Raw genomic sequence first — 18,200 nt, forward strand, 5'->3', positions numbered from 1 at the left:
CTTCTTGTGCGCTCTTTATCACAGTGTGCTAGCTTAGCTCCTCGTTGACTATCACACTGTACTAGTTCAGCGCGAGTGCGCGGTGCGGTGTTGCACGAACAATGCTCGAACGATGAGACGGAGAACCAGATGCGTACCCGAGTGAAACACGACGAGCGAAGCCCGTGGACGAAGCCGGGGTTGGCGGTGGTGGCCGTTGTCTCGCTGCTGCTGATCGCTGGGTGTACCAACGCGACACCGGACGAAGGTGGGAGCGCGAACGCGGTGGGTCTTGACCAGTACCTGGAGCAGTCGCTCGAATTCGGGGCCTGCGACCCCACCATCGTGGGCTCGCAGCCGCCCGTTCCCGAGATCATCGAGGCGGCGGAGAAAGCCGAGTGCGCCACACTCACGGTGCCGATCGACTATGAGAACCTCGACGGGGAGACCCTCGACATCGCCGTGACGCGCAACGCCGCCACGGGCGAGGACCCTATCGGTTCTGTTGTCCTGAATCCGGGCGGTCCGGGCGTGCAGGCGACAACCTTCGCCCCGCTCGTCGCCGCGCTGTGGACGGGGGGCCCCATCGCCGAGAACTTCGACCTCGTCGGATTCGATCCGCGCGGTGTCGGGCTGACCGACCCAGCGGTCGACTGCTACACGGACCAGGAACGCGACGCCGACGTACCGCTGTCGGCCCTCGGCGAGTGGACGGACGAGTCGGCGCGCGCGATCGTCGAGAAGTGTGCGACCGGATCGGGAGGCGAGGAGATGCTCGCCCGCCTCGGCACCCGAGATGTCGCTCGCGACCTGGACGTGCTCCGCTCGGCGCTCGGCGACGACAAGCTCACCTACGCGGGCGCAAGCTACGGCACTCGGCTCGGCTCGGTGTATGCCGAGATGTTCCCCCAGAACGTCCGGGCCCTCGTTCTCGACGGCGCGGTAGACCCACGCAAGGACACCGGTGATCGCCGGATCCAGCTCAGCGAGGGGCTCCAAGCCTCGTTCCAGCGCTTCGCGGACTTCTGCGCAAAGCAGACACCGTGCCCCCTCGGTACCGACCCGGCGCAGGCGACCACCGCGGCGCAGCAGCTCCTCCGTCCACTTCTGGACGAGCCGCTTGTGGCCGCTGACGGCCGAGAGGTCACCTTCCTCGCCGCAGCCGAGGGAATCATCTCCGGACTGTACGCCGAAGCCAGCTGGACAGCCATCATCGCTGGGCTGTCGGAGCTGCAAGCGGGTCGGCCCGAGGCACTGCTCGCGCTTCGTGACGGCTACTACGGCCGATCCGACAGCGGGTAATACAAGAATGACTACGAAGCCACGTTGGCCATCAATTGCGTCGATGAGGAACGACTCACGGCAGACGAGATGACCGAGCTCGGCAACCGGCTCAACGACGCGGCGCCGTTCCTCGACACCGGAAGAAGCCCTGCGACGCAGGACGGGTGCGAGTTCTGGCCATCCGAGCCGACGCTGGGCTTCCCCTACGCCACCGACATCGAGGGCTTACCCGAGGTGCTCGTGACCTCGACCACCGGCGACCCGGTGACGCCACACGACGGTGGCATCAGCCTGGCCGAGACCCTCGGCGCCCGGTTGCTCACGGTTGACGGCAACCAGCATGGGTCGATCATCTCGCGCAATGAGTGCGTCGACGGCGTGGTGGCCGACTACCTGGTCAACCTCGAACTACCAGACGAAGGGACACGCTGCGCTCTGTGAATCTGCTCCGTGACCCGCTATCGGTGCGCCGTTCCGCGTACCGGCGGATCCCGCCCCGGACTCAGGGGACGCTGGATGGCTGCCGCACTTCAGCGACCGCGCGCGTAGAGCGCCAGCAGGTCCCGGGCCAGCTGGTGTGGGGTGGTCTCGCAGGGGCTGTGCCCGGCGGGATAGACGCGGACGTCCGCGCCGATATGGGCGGCGAACCTGCGGTGCTGGCGCAGCGTCCAGAGGTCCCGGTCCCCCACGGCGATGAGCATCGGCACCGGGCTGCCGGCCAGCTCGCTGCGCACATCAGGGGTGTGCTTCATCAGTCGCATGATCTCGTCGAGGCTCGTGCGGCTGGTGTAGTCGAATCGCATCCGCGCGAGAGCGAGCCGGCCCGGCCTTGTGTGATTGCGGTTGGTGACGATGCCCCAGATCATCAGGGAGGCGATGGTGTGCGGCGGCACCATGCCGCTGACCGGGCCGAGCCAGCGCACGCCGCGGAAGGTTTGGCCCGGACCCGGCGGCGTGGTCAGCAACACGAGGGAGGCGAACAGCTCCGGCCGCCTCGCGAAGGCCAGCTCGGCGACCAGCCCCGCGAACGAGTAGCCGAGCACGTGCACCGGGGTGTCCCCGGATTCGAGGACCGCGACCAGGTCGGCCACGAACAAGTCGTAGTCGAAATGCCGGCCGAGCGGTGGTCCGGCCGCCGCCGACTCGTACTGGCCCGGGAGGTCGAAACTCTCCACCCGGTAGCCGGCCTGGGCGAGGAGCGGTGCGAGCAGCACGAAGTCCTCTTTCGACCCGGTGGCGCCCGGCACCAGCAGCACCCGCGGGGCGCCCAGCCGGCCCAGGGCGATCGCGGCGAGCCGGCCGCTCGGTGCGGGGAAGGACACACGTTCGGTTCCCGGCGGCAGAATCGTCCAGTCGAGGTCCGGCAGGGCGGCGTCGAGCCTCGCGAGCCGATCGGGGTGGATCGGTTCGTGCCGGCGGAGCTGCTGCCTCACACGCAGGGACACGGCACCAGAGTAGCGCCGTGTCCCGTCTCGTGCGGCCTACTCGATGATGGGGATCGACGAGGTGCCGGTGTCCGGCAGCATGCCGGAGAGCCGGGCCGGTTCGAGCTCACGCATCACGTCTTCGCGGGTCATCAGGTTCGCCTCCACCACGAGGTCGGCCACGTTCCGCCCGGTGAGCAGTGCCGTTTGCGCGAGCGCCGCAGCGGCCGCGTAGCCGATGTGCGGGATCAGCGCGGTGATCACTCCGACGCTGGACCCCACCATGGCCGCGAGCCGATCCTCGTTCGCGGTGATGCCGTCGATGCAGTTCACCCGTAGCGTCCACATCGCCTGGGTCATCCAGGTGAGACTCTGGAACAGGTAGTGCGCGATGACGGGCTCGAACGCGTTCAACTGCAGCTGCCCGCCCTCCGCGGCCATCGTCACGGTCACATCCGCCCCGGCGACGGCGAACGCCACCTGGTTGACGACCTCGGGGATGACCGGGTTGACCTTGCCGGGCATGATGCTCGATCCGGCTTGGCGGGGCGGCAGGTTGATCTCGCCGAACCCGGCCTGCGGGCCGGAGGAGAGCAGGCGGAGGTCGTTGCAGATCTTGGAGAGCTTGATGGCGCTGCGCTTGAGGTTGCCGCTGAATGACATGAAGCTGCCGGCATCGCTGGTCGACTCGATCAGGTCTGGTGCGGCCTCGAGGTTGAGCCCGGTGATCACGTTGAGGTGCCGGATGGCGGCGGCGGCGTAGCCGGGATCGGCGGTGATTCCGGTGCCGATCGCGGTGGCGCCCAGGTTGATCTCGGCGAGCAGCCAGATCGTCTCGGTGAGCCTGTCGTAGTCCTCGCCGAGGGTGGTGGCGAAGCCGTGGAACTCCTGGCCGAGGGTCATCGGCACGGCGTCCTGCATCTGGGTGCGGCCCACCTTGAGGATCTGCTCGAACTCGTCGGCCTTGACCGAGAAGGAGCCCTGCAATGCCTTGAGTTCGCGCAGCAGGTGCTTGAGGAAGAAGGCCAGGGCGATCTTGATCGCGGTGGGGTAGGTGTCATTGGTGGACTGGCTGCGGTTGACGTGGTCGATCGGGCTGAGGATGTCGTAGCGGCCCCGGCCGTACCCGGCGTTCTCCAGGGCGAGGTTGCAGATGACCTCGTTGGCGTTCATGTTGGTGGAGGTGCCGGCGCCGCCCTGCATGACTCCGACGACGAACTGGTCGTGGTGCTTGCCCTCGATGATCTCCTGGCAGGCCGCGTCGATCCAGTCGGCCCGTTCCTGGCTGAGCGCACCCACCTCGGCGTTCGCGCGGGCGCAGGCCTGCTTCACCGACGCCAACGCCACCACGAAGTCGGGGTACACCGAGATCGGCCGTTTGGCGATGGGGAAGTTCTCCAGCGCCCGCTTGGTGTGCACGCCCCAGTAGGCGTCGGCGGGGACCTCGACCCGGCCGAGCGAGTCGCGCTCGATGCGGAAGCCCGGGGCCGCGGGGACATCGGCGCCCACATCCCCTGGTGCGATCGGACCTGGTCCGGAGGTGTCTGTCGTCACGTCGGTGGTCATCGTTTCAGTGTCTTCTGCGGACATGCTGGGTGTGGTGTGCACGCTGGCTCCATTGCCGTCGGGGACGAGCTTGTGGCTCATGACCGATTCACTCTATCGCGGGCGCAGACCCCGGCACCGGAGCCGCACATTTCGACAGCGCCACGCAGCGAACCGTCGCCGTCAGGCCGGGTGGTGCAAGAAAACGCAGTCCGGGCCGGCGGTGGCCGGGCGGCATCCGTTAGACGCCGAACATGACCTCGATGGGCCCGCGCACGAAGAAGACCAGGAACCCGACGGCGACGACCCAGAGCAACGGGCTGATCTCGCGGGCCTTGCCCGAGAGGGAGCGCACGATGACCCAGCTGATGAAGCCGGCACCGATGCCGTTGGCGATGGAGTAGCTCAGCGGCATCACGATGATGGTCAGGAACACCGGCAGCACGATCGAGAAGTCGCTGAAGTCGATGAACCGGATCTGCGACACCATCATGGCGCCCACGATGACCAGAGCGGCGGCGGCCACCTCGAGCGGCACGATCTGGGTGAGCGGGGTGAAGAACATCGCCGCGAGGAAGAGCAGCCCGGTGACGATGTTGGCGAAGCCGGTGCGGGCGCCCTCGCCGATGCCGGCGCCGGACTCGATGAAGACCGTGTTCGACGATGAGGAGGTGGCGCCACCGACGACGGCGCCGACACCCTCGACGATCAGGGCCGACTTGAGCCGGGGGAAGTTGCCGTTCTTGTCGGCCACGCCGGCCTCGTTGGAGAGCCCGGTCATGGTGCCCATGGCGTCGAAGAAGTTCGTGAAGACCAGGGTGAAGACCAGCATCACAGCCGCGAGGATGCCGATGCGCTCGAACGCGCCGAAGCTCACCTCGCCGACCAGGGACAGGTCGGGCAGCGCGACGAAGCTCGACGGCAGCACCGGGGCGTTCAGGTTCCAGCCGGCCGGGTTGGTGCCGAGCGACGGGCCCACCTTGAAGATGGCCTCGAGGATGACGGCGAGCACGGTGGTGCCGACGATGCCGATGAGCAGGGCGCCCTTGACCTTGCGGGCCACGAGCACGCCGATGACGAGCAGACCGATCACGAACACCGCGGTGGGCAGGCTGGCGACCGAACCGGACTCGCCGAGCTGCACGGGCGGGGAGGCGACGCCGCTGGCGCGTACGAACCCGGAGTCGACCAGGCCGATGAACGCGATGAACAGGCCGATGCCCACGGTGATGGCGATCTTGAGCTGGCGTGGCACGGCGGTGAAGATCATCGCGCGGAGGCCGGTGGAGGCCAGCAGCACGATGATGAGGCCGTTGATGACGACCAGGCCCATCGCCTCGGGCCAGGTGACCTGGCCCACGACGCTGACGGCGAGGAACGAGTTGATGCCGAGGCCGGCGGCGAAACCGAACGGCAGGCGGGCGATGACACCGAACAGGATCGTCATGACGCCGGCGGTCAACGCGGTGACGGCGGCGACCTGGCCGTTCGGCAGCCAGTTCCCGGCGACATCCACTGCGGCCTGGTCGGCGCTGAAGCCACCGAGGATCAGCGGGTTGAGGATGACGATGTAGGCCATGGTGACGAAGGTCACCAGACCGCCGCGCACCTCCCGGCCCCAGGTGGAACCGCGCCGGGTGATCTCGAAGTAGCGGTCAAGCACGGACTTCGTGCCGCGACCGGTCGGTTCCGGTCTGGCGGCCGGCTCGGGAGCGGGTGCGGTGGTTGCTGCGGTGGTGCCGTCTGCGACGGCGGCAGACTCATGCTCTGATGCGGAAATGATGCTCTCCCAGTCGACGTTCGGCGGCGCGCCAAACGCCTCAGTCTACGACTCGCAGCGCGGTCCTGGAAATCAGGCCAACCGCTCTGGTCAAACGTGCGGGACGAAGGCGCCCCACGCGATGCGGCGTTCGGCCTGCGGATCCGGCACCACCCTGTCGACGGTGTCGATGACAAGCGTCAGCCTGTCGGCCTCGGTGTACTCCGGCCACGCGGCATCCGGAACCCCGGTGCGGGCGAAACTCAACCACCAGCCCTGCATCCGCAGACCGATGGCCTTGAAGGCGCGGCGCCCGCCGAGCACGGTCATGCCGCGGCCGAACCAGCCGTCGAGCCTGTCGAAGAGCGGGAACAGTTCGAGGCCGTGGGTGGCGTCCAGTCCCATCCGGCGCAGCAGCCGGGGTGCCGCATCGAATCGGTAGAAGTGCACCGGAGCGTACCTGGAGTGCCGCTCCCCCACCTTCACGCTCGGGTACCAGAACGAGTAATCGCCGCCGAAGTCCAACGCGGCCCGCGGCGCCGGGATGCCGGGGTACTGCGCCTTGAGCGCCTTCTTGGCTTTTTTCTTGGTGTTGGCGAAGACGGCGCGCATGCGCGGCGGTGTCGACGCGAGAATGTCGATCCGGCCACTGAACAGCGAGCCCTCGCGTTCGTTGGTGCCGATGATCAGCGGGATGCGATGCGCCCGGCCGTCGCGGAACGCGTCCAGGGGACGTTCGGGCAAAAAGTCACCGTCGATGACCGGGCAGAGCGGGATGGTGCCCGGGTACTGGTCGGGCGAGCGCGTGGTGAGGGTGGTGGTCGCCCCGGCCAGGCGGGCCGGGTCGGCGTCCAGCAGCAACCGCACGGCCTCGGCATCGGTGAGACCCGAACCCACCGGGGGCTCGGCCGGCTGGCTCGCGAGCTGCGCTGCCGGATGCACGAGGTCGGGTCCGGTGTCCGGTGCGCCCAGCGTCTGCTCGGCGAGGATGCCGACGAACGTCGCCGCCCACTCGGCGGTCAACGCGGGTGGGTACACGGCGTTCGGCGGGGAGCTCTGGGCGATCGCCCGCCGGAACAGGCCCGCGGCGGCCGGGACGGTCATCAGGGTGGTCACGGCGTTGCCGCCGGCCGATTCACCGAACAGGGTCACGGCATCCGGGTCGCCGCCGAAGGCCCGGATGTTGGCGCGCACCCAGGCGAGCGCGGCGACCTGGTCGCGCAGCCCCAGATTGCTCTCGAAGGGCCGCTCCGGTGTGGAGTACCGGCTGAAGTCGAGGTAGCCCAGCGCGCCCAGCCGGTAGTTGATGCCCACATAGAGGATGCCGCCGCGCCGCACGAGACCCTCACCCTGCCGGGGGTTCTCGCGAGAGGAGCCCACGCTGTAGGCGCCGCCGTGCACGAAGACCATCACGGGGCGGAGCGCACCGTCGTCGATGGGGGCATCCGGGGCGATCACGTTCAGGGACAGGCAGTCCTCGCTCTGCGGGATGCGCGGGTGGGCGCCGATGAACTGGCCGCGGTGGCTCTGGGTGGCGACCGGGCCGAACTGGGCTGCGTCGCGCACGCCCGGCCAGGGCAGGGCGGGTGCCGGGGCGCGAAAGCGCAACGGTCCCACCGGGGCGGCTGCGTACGGGATCCCCCGCCAGGCGCGGATACCGCGTTCGCTAACGCCGCGCACCAGGCCGCCGGACACCCGCACCTCGAGCGGATCGAGGGGGCGAGCGCGAGTGGGCGAAGTCATGGGGGTGATCCTAATCCGGTCGGCTGACACCGGGGCAAACTCGATGGCCCGGCCGGCGGAGCACTACGCTCAGCTAGGGCCGAGTGACGTATCCGGCCGCGCGGCTTCCACAGAAACGAGACACCAATGGCACTGCCCTGGACCCTGCACGGCGACGGCAAGACCGTCGGCCCGACCGACGTCGTGGCCCCGGGGGAACGCCTCAACTGGCCCATCACGATCGGCATCGGCGCCCAGCACGTCGTCGCGATGTTCGGCGCCACCTTCCTGGTTCCGCTGATCACCGGTTTCCCGCCGAGCACCACCATCCTGTTCTCCGGTATCGGCACGATCCTGTTCCTGCTGATCACCCGCAACAAGCTGCCCTCCTACCTGGGGTCGTCGTTCGCGTTCATCGCACCGATCACCGCCGCGACCGCCACGGCGGGTATGGGCAGCGCGCTGTTCGGCATCCTGGCCGTCGGTCTGCTACTGGCCGTAGTGGGCGCCGTCGTGCAGTTCACCGGGGCCGGCTGGATCGACGCACTGATGCCGCCCGTCGTGTCCGGTGCGATCGTCGCGCTGATCGGCTTCAACCTGGCACCGGTGGCCAAGAACAACTTCACCGAAGCGCCGCTGACCGCTGTGATCACCCTCGCCGCCGTGATCCTCTCCACCGTGCTGTTCCGCGGCATCCTCGGCCGGCTCTCGATCTTCCTGGGCGTCATCGTCGGTTATGTCGCCGCGGTCATCCAGGGCGAGGTCGACTTCAGCGCCGTCGCCGACGCCGCCTGGGTCGGGCTGCCGCCGCTCACCCTGCCGACGAACCCGTTCGAGAACCCCGCCGTGTGGGCGATCCTGCCGGCCTTCCTGCCCGTGGTGCTGGTGCTGATCGCCGAGAACGTCGGCCACATCCGTGGTGTCGCGCAGATGACCGACAGCTCGGTCAACCGGCTCACCGGGCGGGCGCTGCTCGCCGACGGCCTCGCCACCGTGCTGGCCGGCTTCGGCGGCGGCTCGGGCACCACCACCTACGGCGAGAACATCGGCGTGATGGCCGCTACCCGCATCTACTCGACAGCCGCATACTGGGTGGCCGGCATCACCGCGGTGCTGCTGGGCCTCTCCCCCAAGATCGGCGCCGTCATCAGCACCATCCCGGCGGGCGTTCTCGGCGGCGTCACGACGGCCCTGTACGGGCTGATCGGCATCATCGGCGTCAAGATCTGGCTCGACAACAAGGTCGACTTCAGCAAGCCGGTCAACCAGTTCACCGCCGCGACCGCGCTGATCATCGGCATCGCCGACTACACCTTCAGCGCCGGCACCCTCACGTTCAACGGCATCGCACTGGGCACCGTGGCCGCCATCGTGATCTACCACCTGATGACCTGGGTGGCCCGCGTCCGCCGCACCGCCTAACCACCCCCGCGAACTGTGAGCTAAGCACCTTCGCGCGGCGTTTTTAGGTGCTTAGGTCACAGTTCGCGGAAGGGGGCGGGGCTACTTGTGCAGGGCGGGGACGATCAGGTAGACGCCGTAGAGCACGATCAGGCCGCACAGCGCGAAGCAGAAGTAGCCGGCGTACTGCGCCAGGCGCTTCTGGCCCTGGGTGAGCGGGTTGGCCTTGCGGGCCTTACGTGCGCGCTTGGCGTCCTTGGCGGCCCGGGCCGCGCTGAGCACCGTGATGGCACCGGTGAACTCGGCGGGTTCCACCATGGGGATGCGCCCGGCTGTTGTAAGCAGGCGCAGGCCCAGCGAGTACAGCGAGACGACGATGGCCGAGGACACCAGGGCGGCGACGGCGACAACGAGGAAAGCGGCCCAGTCGATCACAGTGCAACCTTCGATCGGTCCTTGCGGGACGGCTTGCGGGGCGTCTTTCTGATCTTCACGACGTGGCCCGCGTCATCGATGTCGTGCAGGTTGTCGTGCGAGACCCTGTCGCGCTTGGACCACTGGAACAGCACGTAGACCACGCCGGTGCCGATGAGGATGTCCAGCAGGATGCCGATAGGACCGAGCAGCGCCAGGCCGGCGGCGAAGGCACCCATGATGGCGGAGGCCGGCAGGGTGAGCAACCAGCCGAGGGCGATCTGACCTGCCATACCCCAGCGCACTGTGGAGCCGCGTCGGCCCAGTCCGGAACCGATGACCGACCCCGAGGCAACCTGGGTGGTGGAGAGGGCGAAGCCGAGGTGGCTGGACGCGAGGATGGTCGCGGCGGTGCTGGTCTCGGCGGCGAAGCCCTGGGCCGGCTTGATCTCGGTGAGACCGCGGCCCATCGTGAGGATGATGCGCCAGCCGCCGGTGTAGGTGCCGATCGCTATGGCGAGGGCGCAGCAGGCCACCACCCAGAACTGGGGCCCGGAGCCGACTGCCTGGTAACCACCGGCGATGAGGGTCAGCGTGATCACACCCATGGTCTTCTGCGCGTCGTTGGTGCCGTGCGAGAGTGCCACCAGCGACGAGGAGAAAATCTGCGCGTAGCGGAAGCCGCCGCGGCCATCCGGCTTACCGGCGTCGCGGCGGGTGATGGCGTAGGCGAGACGGGTGGCGAGGTACGCGACGATGCCGACGGTGATCGGAGCAATCAGCGCGGGCAGGATCACCTTGGCCAGAACGACGTCGTAGGCGACCGCCTGGGCGCCGACCCCGATGATGGTGGCGCCGATGAGCCCGCCGAACAGGGCGTGGCTGGAACTGGACGGCAGTCCCCGCAACCAGGTGATCAGGTTCCAGACGATCGCACCGATCAGTCCGGCGAAAATCATCTCCGGGGTGATCTGGATGCCGCCGTCACCCTCCTTGATGATGCCGCCGGAGACGGTCCTGGCGACCTCGGTGGACAGGAACGCCCCCACGAGGTTGAGCACCGCGGCGACACCGACGGCGACCTTGGGCTTCATGGCCCCGGTGGCGATCGGGGTTGCCATGGCATTGGCCGTGTCGTGGAATCCATTGGTGAAGTCGAAGATGAGTGCCAGTGCGATGACCAGCGCGACGATAAAGGTGAATTCCACCGGCGTCTTTCCTTGTGTTTCAACCCGAGCCGTGGCCTGGAAACACGCCCGGGCACGCAAGAGAGATGGCTGGCTCGAAACCGGGCCCCGTTGATCCTGACAGCCTCAGGCGAGCAGGTCAATTCAGGGGGTGTTCACGCGACGTTTACCTACCGTTCAGGTACCCGGCCTGGATCAGCCGCGGGCGACCACGGTGGCGAGGTCTGCGCCGAAGGTGAAGGTGGCCTCGACACTCCGGCCGGCCAGCACGCCGGGCAGCCAGTGCCTGGCGTCATCCCACATGTCGTCGACGGGCAACTCGGCGATCGTGAACCACTGTGGGTTCAACTCGTCCGACTCCCGCGGGATGCCACTGAACCGGTCGGTGACGAAGACGTTCGACAGTTGACTCCAGCCCGGTTTGTGCGGGAACAGGTAGGTGAGCACGCCCATCGGGGTGAGATCATCGGCGGTGACCGTGAGGCCGGACTCCTCCTCGACTTCGCGCACGGCGGCATCAACGGCGGACTCCCCCGGCTCCAGCTTGCCGCCGAGCCCGACAATGTTGCCCAGACCAAGGCCCTTCTTCTTGCGACCGAGCAGAACCTGGGGCTCGCCGGTCTCGGACAGGCGGGTGAGGTAGCACACGCACACCTGGGGTAGGTCGGTCATGGTTTCATCGTAGCGAGCGGGCCGGAGCGCTCGCCGAGTTCTCCGTATCCTCGGTTACGCTGTATGCATGGATTTTGTGCCTGAGACCGGAACTATCACGATGTTCACCACGACCTGGTGCGGCTACTGCTCGCGCCTGAAGAGCCAGCTCGACAAGGTCGGCATCGGCTACACCGAGGTGAACGTCGAAGAGGTCGACGGCACCTCCGAGCTCGTCATGAGCCTGAACGGCGGCAACCGCACCGTGCCCACGGTGCTGTTCCCGGATGGTTCGGCCGCGACGAACCCGTCGCTCGCGCAGGTGCAGGCCAAGCTCGCCCCCGCAGCCTGACCTCGTCAGAGTTCAACCACCGTCGTTCAACCGCACACTGCCCGGCCGACCTCAGTCGTCCGGGCAGTCCTGTTTGCGGATTCGCGGTTTAGCCGAACAGCACGGCCGCTTCGTCGTAACGCTCCTGGGTGACCCGGTTGAGGTCCATGGTGGCGTCGGCGATGCTGACGGTCTCGATGTCGGTGCCCTTGAGCGACACCATCGATCCCCACTTGCCCTCGATGACGGCGTCGACGGCCGACATGCCCAGGCGGGTGGCGAGCACCCGGTCGTAGGCCGACGGGGCGCCACCACGCTGGGTGTGGCCGAGCACCGTCGCCCGCGCCTCGATACCGGTGCGCTCTTCGACCATGGGGGCGATGAGCTCGCTGATGCCGCCGAGGCGGGGACGGTTGAACGCGTCCAGGCCCTTGTGCGAGTGGGCCTCGCCCATCTCGGCGAGCAGGAAGCCCTCGGAGACCACCAGCACGGGTGCGCGGCCGCGGTCGCGGACGCTCTCGACCCACTCGCAGATCTGCTCGATGGTCTGCGGCTGCTCGGGGATGAGGATGGCGTGAGCGCCACCGGCCATGCCGGAGTGCAGGGCGATCCAGCCCACGTGGCGGCCCATGACCTCGACGATCATGCACCGGCCGTGCGAGTCGGCGGTGGTGCGGAGGCGGTCGATGGCCTCGGTGGCGATCTCGACGGCGGTGTTGAAGCCGAAGGAGTAATCGGTGGCGGCGAGGTCGTTGTCGATGGTCTTCGGCACGCCGACGATCTTGATGCCGGCGTCGGTGAGACGGCGGGCAGCGGTGAGGGTGCCCTCGCCGCCGATCGCGATGATGGCGTCGATGCCCTCGGCGTCCATGGTGCGCTGAATGTTCTCGGGGCCGGCGTTCTCACCCTCGAACGGGTTGGTGCGCGAGCTGCCGAGGATGGTGCCGCCCTGGCGGGAGAGGCCACGAACACTGTGCCGGTCGAGTTTCATGAACTCGCCCTGCACCAGCCCACGCCAGCCGTTGCGGATGCCCACGAACTCGGAGTCGTACGCGCGTCCTCCCTTGAGAACAGCACCCCGAATCACTGCGTTGAGGCCCGGGCAGTCTCCACCGCTGGTGAGGATACCGATCTTCATATCTGGCTGCTCCTTAGTGCATACATATTTGTTGCGGCAGATTGCCCGTCCACCATCATGGTGGCGCGCTCTGGCCTGGATCAAGTCAACACCGGCGGCGCTGCTCGGGGGTAGGGACTTCCGGCCCGGTGTTAAAGCTCTCCGTCGAGCGCCTGCGTGAGCACGTAGACCAACGCGCTGGCCTGCACGGAATCGGCCGGCGAGACGTCCTCGTCTGCCCCGTCGAGCGCGCGGGCCGCGAGGCCCTGCTTGCTGCCGATGAGTTCGGCGATGCGCGCGTCGATGGTGTGCGCGGCGATGATCCGCCACGCCGTGACAGGTTCGGCCTGGCCGATCCGGTGCACCCGGTCGATGGCCTGGGTCTGCTCCGCCGCCGTCCAGCTCAGTTCAGCCAGCACCACGTTGGATGCGGCCTGCAGGTTCACGCCGACGCCGGCCGCGGTGAGCGAACACACCACGATGGCGACCTCCGGATCGGTGTTGAACGAGTCGATCGCCGCCTGGCGGGCCAGGGCGCTCTGATCGCCGCGCAACGACACCGTGCGGAGGCCCCGCTTGGCGAAGATCTCCTCGGCGGCATCCATCACGTCGATGTGCTTGGCGAAGAACACCACCTTGCCCACCGAGTGGGCCAGCTGGGCCGCGTAGTCCGCGGCGAGCCCGGCCTTGGCCTGGCCGATCTTGCGCACCATGGTGAACACGTTCTCGCCGGTCGTGGTGCCCTTGGACTCCTCGAGGTCGGCGTGCGCGACGGCGCGGATATACGCGGCGCGCTCCTCGTCGGTGAGCGCGGGCGCCTTGACGCCGGGGTGGCGGGCGGCCACGAGGGCGTTGTAGCGCTTGACCAGGCGGGCGCCGAGTTCGCGCTCGGCCTTCTGGATGGAGCGGCCGAGTTCGCTGTCCAGCTCCACGGGCAGGTCGGCAATGCGCTTGGCGGGCAGGTCGGCGGCGACGTCGACCTTGCGGCGACGCACGATGCCCATGTCGATGACGGCCGAGCGGGCGGCGGTGTAGAAGCCGGCATCCGCGGGGGTGAGCCCGGTCTCTTCGAGGCGCTGCATGAGCTTGGCGGTGGGTTTGTCGCCGTCGATCCAGCCGAGGAACTGCCAGATGGCGCGGAAGTCGTCGACGTCGTTGATCAGCGGGGTGCCGGTGAGCGCCATCAGCAACGGGTTGTTGCCCGGCGTGCGGCGGCGGATCTGCTCCGCGAGGCTGAGCACGTGCTTGGAGCGCTGCGACTGCAGGTTCTTGATGAAGTGGGCTTCGTCGACGACCATGCCCTTGAAACCGAGGGTTCCGAGCCAGGCCAGGTGCCGGTCGAGCACGTCGTAGTTGACCACGACGACATCGGCGAAGGCGTCCAGGGTGTCGCCGTCGCCGTGGATGACGGTGGCGCGGCGGTGCGGCGTCCACAACTCCACCTCGCGCACCCAGTTCATCTTCACGACGTTGGGCACGATCGCCAGCAGCGGGTAGGCGCCGGCGACGGATGCGGCGAGCAGGCTCTGGGCGGTCTTGCCGAGGCCGGGTTCGTCGGCGAGGAGGTAGCTGCGGTGACCGAGGCGGGCACTCTCGATGAAGCGGGCCTGGTGCCGCATGAGCTCCATGCCGCGCGGGGAGAACCTGTCGACGTTGGGAGCCTCGGGCAGGTCCATGCTGGCGGCCTGACCGCCTGAACCGTATTCGAACGCCTTGAACAGCGGGCCGAGCAGTTCCCAGTTGGCCAGGCGACGGGCGGAGGACACCGGCGCGGCCTGCACGGCACTGAAGTCGGGGGCGAGGAACGGGTTGGCCAGTTGCCGGGCGCGCACCGACTGCGGGATGACCTGGTTCTGCGGGACCTCGGGCTTGGCCTCGGGTTCGCGGGTGATGATGAGCTCGTCCGGGCTGAGTTCGGCGCCGGATTCCAGGAGCCAGTCGCGGCGGAAGCGCTGCGCGACGGTGGAGACACCGGCATCCGGTTCGAGCAGGGTGATCAGGCTGGTGTCGCGGGCGGCGGTCTTCGCGAGGATCTGGGCGATGCCGTCGAGGCGCTTGAGCAGTTCGGCGCGGTTCGCGTCGGTGAGGAGCGGGTCGGTCTTCACACGGGCGCGTTCTTCACGCATCAGCAGCGCGATGACCTGGTACTTCGTGCGGTTGGTGGGGCCGAGCTTGGTACCGCTCTGGGCTTTGGCTTCGACCTCGCGCACCTTGCGGGCGAGGATCGGGATGATCGGGGCGTCGTCGTCGCGCGAGCGCGGGCGTTGACGTGTTCGACCGCTGCCGGCTCCAGCGCGGCCCGCTCCGTTGGGGCGGGTGTATGCCATTTTTCTCCACTTCACACCAGCGCAGCACTCAATGCGCGCTCGTCGTGTTGCGCATCCGCAGGATGCCTGTGCGATCGATACGCCGAACCCCATGAACGAACAGCGGGACGCCGCAACTTTCAGTCACTTGTGCACTGATGGCCGCGGGGCCACGGTCGAGCCCGGCTCCAGACGCATGCTTAGTCTATGCCCGCCCCCGGAATTAGCGGTGCATCGGCACCGGGACCTTGGTGCGGATCCCGACGACGATGAAGATCAGGGCCGCGATGAACTGCGCGGACACCCAGCCCTGGCCATGCCAGTCGATCACGACGATCGGATTCCACAGCACCGCGATGGGCACCAGGCCGATCAGCCACCACCACGCCTTGGCCTGGATGACGAAGACACAGATGATGAGGGCCAGGATGCTGACGATGTAGCGGATGATCACGAAGCTGTCGACATCGAGCAGGGCCAGTCCGGCCAGGAGGGCGATCGCGGCGAGCAGTCCGGGCGCCAGGGCCGAGCGGGTGTAGGTAGGTTCTGCCGGTGTGCCCATCAGACACCGCCTCCCCCACCGCCGCCGCCGCCGCCACCGACCGAGCCGCCGCCGCCTGAGCCGGAGCTGGACGAGCTCGATGCGATGCCCGACGATGCGGATGTGGCGAATGCCGAGACGCCGGTGGCGAAGTACGCTGCGCTGAACGGCGCGGAACCGACGTACCAGTCCGGCTGTTGGTGGGCCCCGGCGTAGTAGTCGCCGAGCACGGAGGACCATTCCTTCTCTTGCCCGGTGAGCACCGCGAACGGCAGCAGCCGCTCGTAGAGCTTGAGCACCTGGACGGGTTCGGTCGCCACCGCTGTGGCCGCGTCGGGCCGGTAGGGCGTGCGCAGCGCGCCGCGGGGGCTCTGCAGCACCCGCAATCGGTCCGCTTCGGCAAGCGAGATGTACACGGAGACGCCCTTCAGGTAGTCGCGCAGTTCGGCACCGCGAATGGTGAGCGGGCGCACATCCACGGTCACGGCCATCGTAACAATTGCCGCGGCCAGGCCCACGACCAGGAACAGCGCCGGCCACGCGCCGGCGACCTCGGTGGCGAACGAGATGATGCTCGCGATCATCGCGACCAAACCGGTGACGACGGCAATCCCGAGCAGCCAGCCGCGCAACGGGCCGCCTTTCTTCTCGCGGAGACCGTCGGCGAGCAGCTGTTTGCCGGCCGCGCTCCGCGCGGCGGTGAGAGCAGTGCCCAGTTTCGTATCCGTTTTCTTGAAGTCGCGGATCGTGCCGATGGGTTGGCTGGTGGGGAACAGGGCGTCGAGCACGGCGCGTTCGGTAGGGTCAAGGCCCGCCCGGGTGCGCAGCTCAAGAAGGTAGTGGTTCTTGCCCTCCCCCTCGAGGACCCGCACGTTGCCGTTCACGGCGAACTGCAGGAACTGGGCGGTGAGGGACTTGCCGCCGGCCTTGGCGCCGAGCACACCGCCGGCCTGCAGCAGGTTCACCCCCGCCGGCGGCAGGTATTCGGCGATGATGGTGGGCCGACCGGGCTGGTCACGCCACCGGGTGGTGCGGGCGGCGACGCCGATCACGGCGGTGACCAGCGCCGCGAGCGCCGCGAGGAGCGCGATCGACGGGAACACGTTGGCCGTGAAGGAATCGTCCCTGGGCACGAATGTTCCCTCATCGAAACCCACGGCCAGCGCCAGGCCTTCCCTCGGGGCCAGATCGCGGGCGGTGGCTTGGACGACCCATTCGTCACCGTCTGCGGCGCTTTCAAGCGCGTCGCAGGCGGCCCCGGATGTCGAGATGCCCTGGTAGCAGGCCGCTTCCCCGGTGAGGGCGGGCACCAGGTCGGCCGCCACATGCAGGGTCGCCGAGACGGTGCCGAACGGTTGGGCCCATCCGGTGCCGTTCACCTCCCAGAAGAACTCCTCGTCCGGGGTGTCGTCAGGGTAGCGGGCGATGTTCTTCTGGGTGTAGCTGATCACGTAGGTCTGGTCGCCGTGCACGAAGCCGTCCTCGGCGATGGTGACGACGAGGTACTCGTTATTGTCGTCGTCGCTGTCGGTTTCGGTCTCGTAGCCCCGCTCCCGGCCGGTCTCGTCGGTGACGCCGACGACGGACAGCTCGGTGGGTTCACCCCTGTAGTGGGTGGGGATCAGCCGCCGGATGCCGTGGTTCTGGTCGGTCTCCGGGAACCGGGCCACGAGAGTCTCGGTGGTGGCCAGGGTGGAGTGACCCTCGTCGTCGCGGTCGAGCCTGTAGTCGGCGTGCATGGAGGCGAAGCTGAAATCGTCGACACCGGCGGACACTACGGCCGGTTCGGGCAGCGCCGCCGCTGAGCTCGCGGCGAGCACGGGGAGTCCGGCGAGAATCGTGACGGCCAATGACACTCGCAAGCTGAAACGTACGGGTCGGCGCATGCTCTCATGGTAGCGAGAGCGTCAGACTCCGGGTCACCGGCGGCGTGCACGTTCACCCGGCCGGCCGGGGCGGGGCAGGTCAGGCTGGGTGCCGGCTGACCGACATCGTCTGCGGCGGGCTTTCGAGCAGGTCCGCGAGCGCCGGGCGGAGTTCGGCGAGCCAGACGAGGTAGCCCGCCTCGGTGAGATGCAGGTGGTCGGCTGACCACTCGGTGCTGAGGGTGCCGTCCTCGGCGGCCAACGTCGGCCACAGGTCCAGGTAGCGTGCCTTCACCGTGGGAGCGAACTGGCGCAAGTGCCGGTTGACCGAGCGGATCAGGTGCACGAACTCCTTCTCCCGCGGCGGCACCGACTGCACGAGCACTCGCACGCCGGGAAGCCGTTTGCGCAGCGTGCAGAGAATGGTTTCGATGTTGCGCACGATGTACTCGTCCGAACGATTCCAGCCGACATCGTTGGTACCCACCTGCAGGACGACGGCATCGGGGTCGGTCTCAACGACCTGATCGAGCCGTCCAAGGACCTCATCGGTGGTGTCCCCGTTCACGCCGAGGTTGTGCACCTCGAGTTCGGGAAATCGTTCCTCCCATCGAGCACCCCCGCTGAGGCCATCGCCGACGAACACCACCACTGACGACATTTCGACTCCTCAA

Annotated in this window: 16 protein-coding genes; 4 read left to right on the plus strand and 12 right to left on the minus strand. The window is 68.1% G+C overall.

The window, feature by feature from the left end; translation table 11 throughout:
- Positions 1–129: 129 nt before the first annotated feature.
- Positions 130–1,281 (plus strand): alpha/beta fold hydrolase, encoded by a 1,152-nt coding sequence (locus tag E3T61_RS06365; RefSeq protein WP_134640056.1) that lies wholly within the window; start codon positions 130–132, stop codon positions 1,279–1,281.
- A gap of 24 nt (positions 1,282–1,305) precedes the next feature.
- Positions 1,306–1,704, plus strand: coding sequence for an alpha/beta hydrolase (locus E3T61_RS06370; RefSeq protein WP_134640057.1), 399 nt, complete (start codon positions 1,306–1,308; stop codon positions 1,702–1,704).
- 89 nt (positions 1,705–1,793) lie between these two features.
- Here the strand turns inward: E3T61_RS06370 and E3T61_RS06375 are convergent, their stop codons facing one another.
- The 4 genes from E3T61_RS06375 to E3T61_RS06390 all read right to left on the minus strand — a co-directional run bounded on the left by E3T61_RS06375 (position 1,794) and on the right by E3T61_RS06390 (position 7,734).
- Positions 1,794–2,708, minus strand: a complete 915-nt coding sequence (locus tag E3T61_RS06375) for an alpha/beta fold hydrolase (RefSeq protein WP_241992419.1) — start codon at positions 2,706–2,708, stop codon at positions 1,794–1,796.
- Positions 2,709–2,744: 36 nt separating this feature from the next.
- Positions 2,745–4,253 (minus strand): aspartate ammonia-lyase, encoded by a 1,509-nt coding sequence (locus tag E3T61_RS06380; protein ID WP_134640081.1) that lies wholly within the window; start codon positions 4,251–4,253, stop codon positions 2,745–2,747.
- Between the two features lie 220 nt (positions 4,254–4,473).
- Positions 4,474–6,012 carry an NCS2 family permease gene (locus E3T61_RS06385; protein WP_134640058.1) on the minus strand — a complete coding sequence of 513 codons (1,539 nt, stop codon included), beginning with the start codon at positions 6,010–6,012 and terminating at the stop codon, positions 4,474–4,476.
- 90 nt (positions 6,013–6,102) lie between these two features.
- On the minus strand, positions 6,103–7,734 hold the full coding sequence (locus tag E3T61_RS06390; protein WP_134640059.1) for a carboxylesterase/lipase family protein: 1,632 nt from the start codon (positions 7,732–7,734) through the stop codon (positions 6,103–6,105).
- A gap of 126 nt (positions 7,735–7,860) precedes the next feature.
- On the opposite strand from E3T61_RS06390, the gene E3T61_RS06395 reads away from it, so the two are divergent.
- Positions 7,861–9,135: a uracil-xanthine permease family protein gene (locus E3T61_RS06395; RefSeq protein WP_134640060.1), complete on the plus strand. Its 1,275-nt coding sequence runs from the start codon at positions 7,861–7,863 to the stop codon at positions 9,133–9,135.
- 81 nt (positions 9,136–9,216) lie between these two features.
- Here E3T61_RS06395 and E3T61_RS06400 read toward each other — a convergent pair whose 3' ends face one another.
- From E3T61_RS06400 to E3T61_RS06410, 3 genes are all read right to left on the minus strand, one after another.
- Positions 9,217–9,549 carry a peptidase gene (locus tag E3T61_RS06400; protein ID WP_134640061.1) on the minus strand — a complete coding sequence of 111 codons (333 nt, stop codon included), beginning with the start codon at positions 9,547–9,549 and terminating at the stop codon, positions 9,217–9,219.
- A complete protein-coding gene (locus E3T61_RS06405; protein WP_134640062.1) occupies positions 9,546–10,736 on the minus strand; it encodes an inorganic phosphate transporter in 1,191 nt (396 codons plus the stop codon). The genes E3T61_RS06400 and E3T61_RS06405 overlap by 4 nt, the downstream gene beginning before the upstream one ends.
- Positions 10,737–10,910: 174 nt before the next feature.
- Entirely contained in the window at positions 10,911–11,387 is a 477-nt protein-coding gene (locus E3T61_RS06410; protein WP_134640063.1) for an 8-oxo-dGTP diphosphatase, read from the minus strand.
- 67 nt (positions 11,388–11,454) lie between these two features.
- Between E3T61_RS06410 and E3T61_RS06415 the strand changes: the two genes are divergently transcribed.
- Entirely contained in the window at positions 11,455–11,718 is a 264-nt protein-coding gene (locus tag E3T61_RS06415) for a mycoredoxin (protein ID WP_088455649.1), read from the plus strand.
- Positions 11,719–11,806: 88 nt separating this feature from the next.
- On the opposite strand, the gene E3T61_RS06420 is transcribed toward E3T61_RS06415, so the two are convergent.
- The 5 genes from E3T61_RS06420 to E3T61_RS06440 all read right to left on the minus strand — a co-directional run bounded on the left by E3T61_RS06420 (position 11,807) and on the right by E3T61_RS06440 (position 18,187).
- Complete coding sequence (locus E3T61_RS06420) at positions 11,807–12,835, minus strand: 6-phosphofructokinase (RefSeq protein ID WP_134640064.1); 1,029 nt, start codon at positions 12,833–12,835, stop codon at positions 11,807–11,809.
- 131 nt (positions 12,836–12,966) lie between these two features.
- The gene (locus E3T61_RS06425) at positions 12,967–15,141 is read right to left on the minus strand and encodes a DEAD/DEAH box helicase (RefSeq protein ID WP_134640065.1); all 2,175 of its coding nucleotides are present in this window, start codon (positions 15,139–15,141) and stop codon (positions 12,967–12,969) included.
- Positions 15,142–15,343: 202 nt separating this feature from the next.
- The gene (locus E3T61_RS06430) at positions 15,344–15,682 is read right to left on the minus strand and encodes a DUF6804 family protein (protein WP_241992422.1); all 339 of its coding nucleotides are present in this window, start codon (positions 15,680–15,682) and stop codon (positions 15,344–15,346) included.
- Positions 15,682–17,547 (minus strand): DUF2207 domain-containing protein, encoded by a 1,866-nt coding sequence (locus E3T61_RS06435; protein WP_134640066.1) that lies wholly within the window; start codon positions 17,545–17,547, stop codon positions 15,682–15,684. Before E3T61_RS06435 ends, E3T61_RS06430 begins: the two co-directional genes overlap by 1 nt.
- Positions 17,548–17,626: 79 nt before the next feature.
- Positions 17,627–18,187 carry a GDSL-type esterase/lipase family protein gene (locus E3T61_RS06440; RefSeq protein ID WP_134640067.1) on the minus strand — a complete coding sequence of 187 codons (561 nt, stop codon included), beginning with the start codon at positions 18,185–18,187 and terminating at the stop codon, positions 17,627–17,629.
- Positions 18,188–18,200: the final 13 nt, after the last annotated feature.

The sequence above is a fragment of the Cryobacterium lactosi genome (assembly GCF_004403945.1).
Classification (GTDB): Bacteria; Actinomycetota; Actinomycetes; order Actinomycetales; family Microbacteriaceae; genus Cryobacterium; species Cryobacterium lactosi.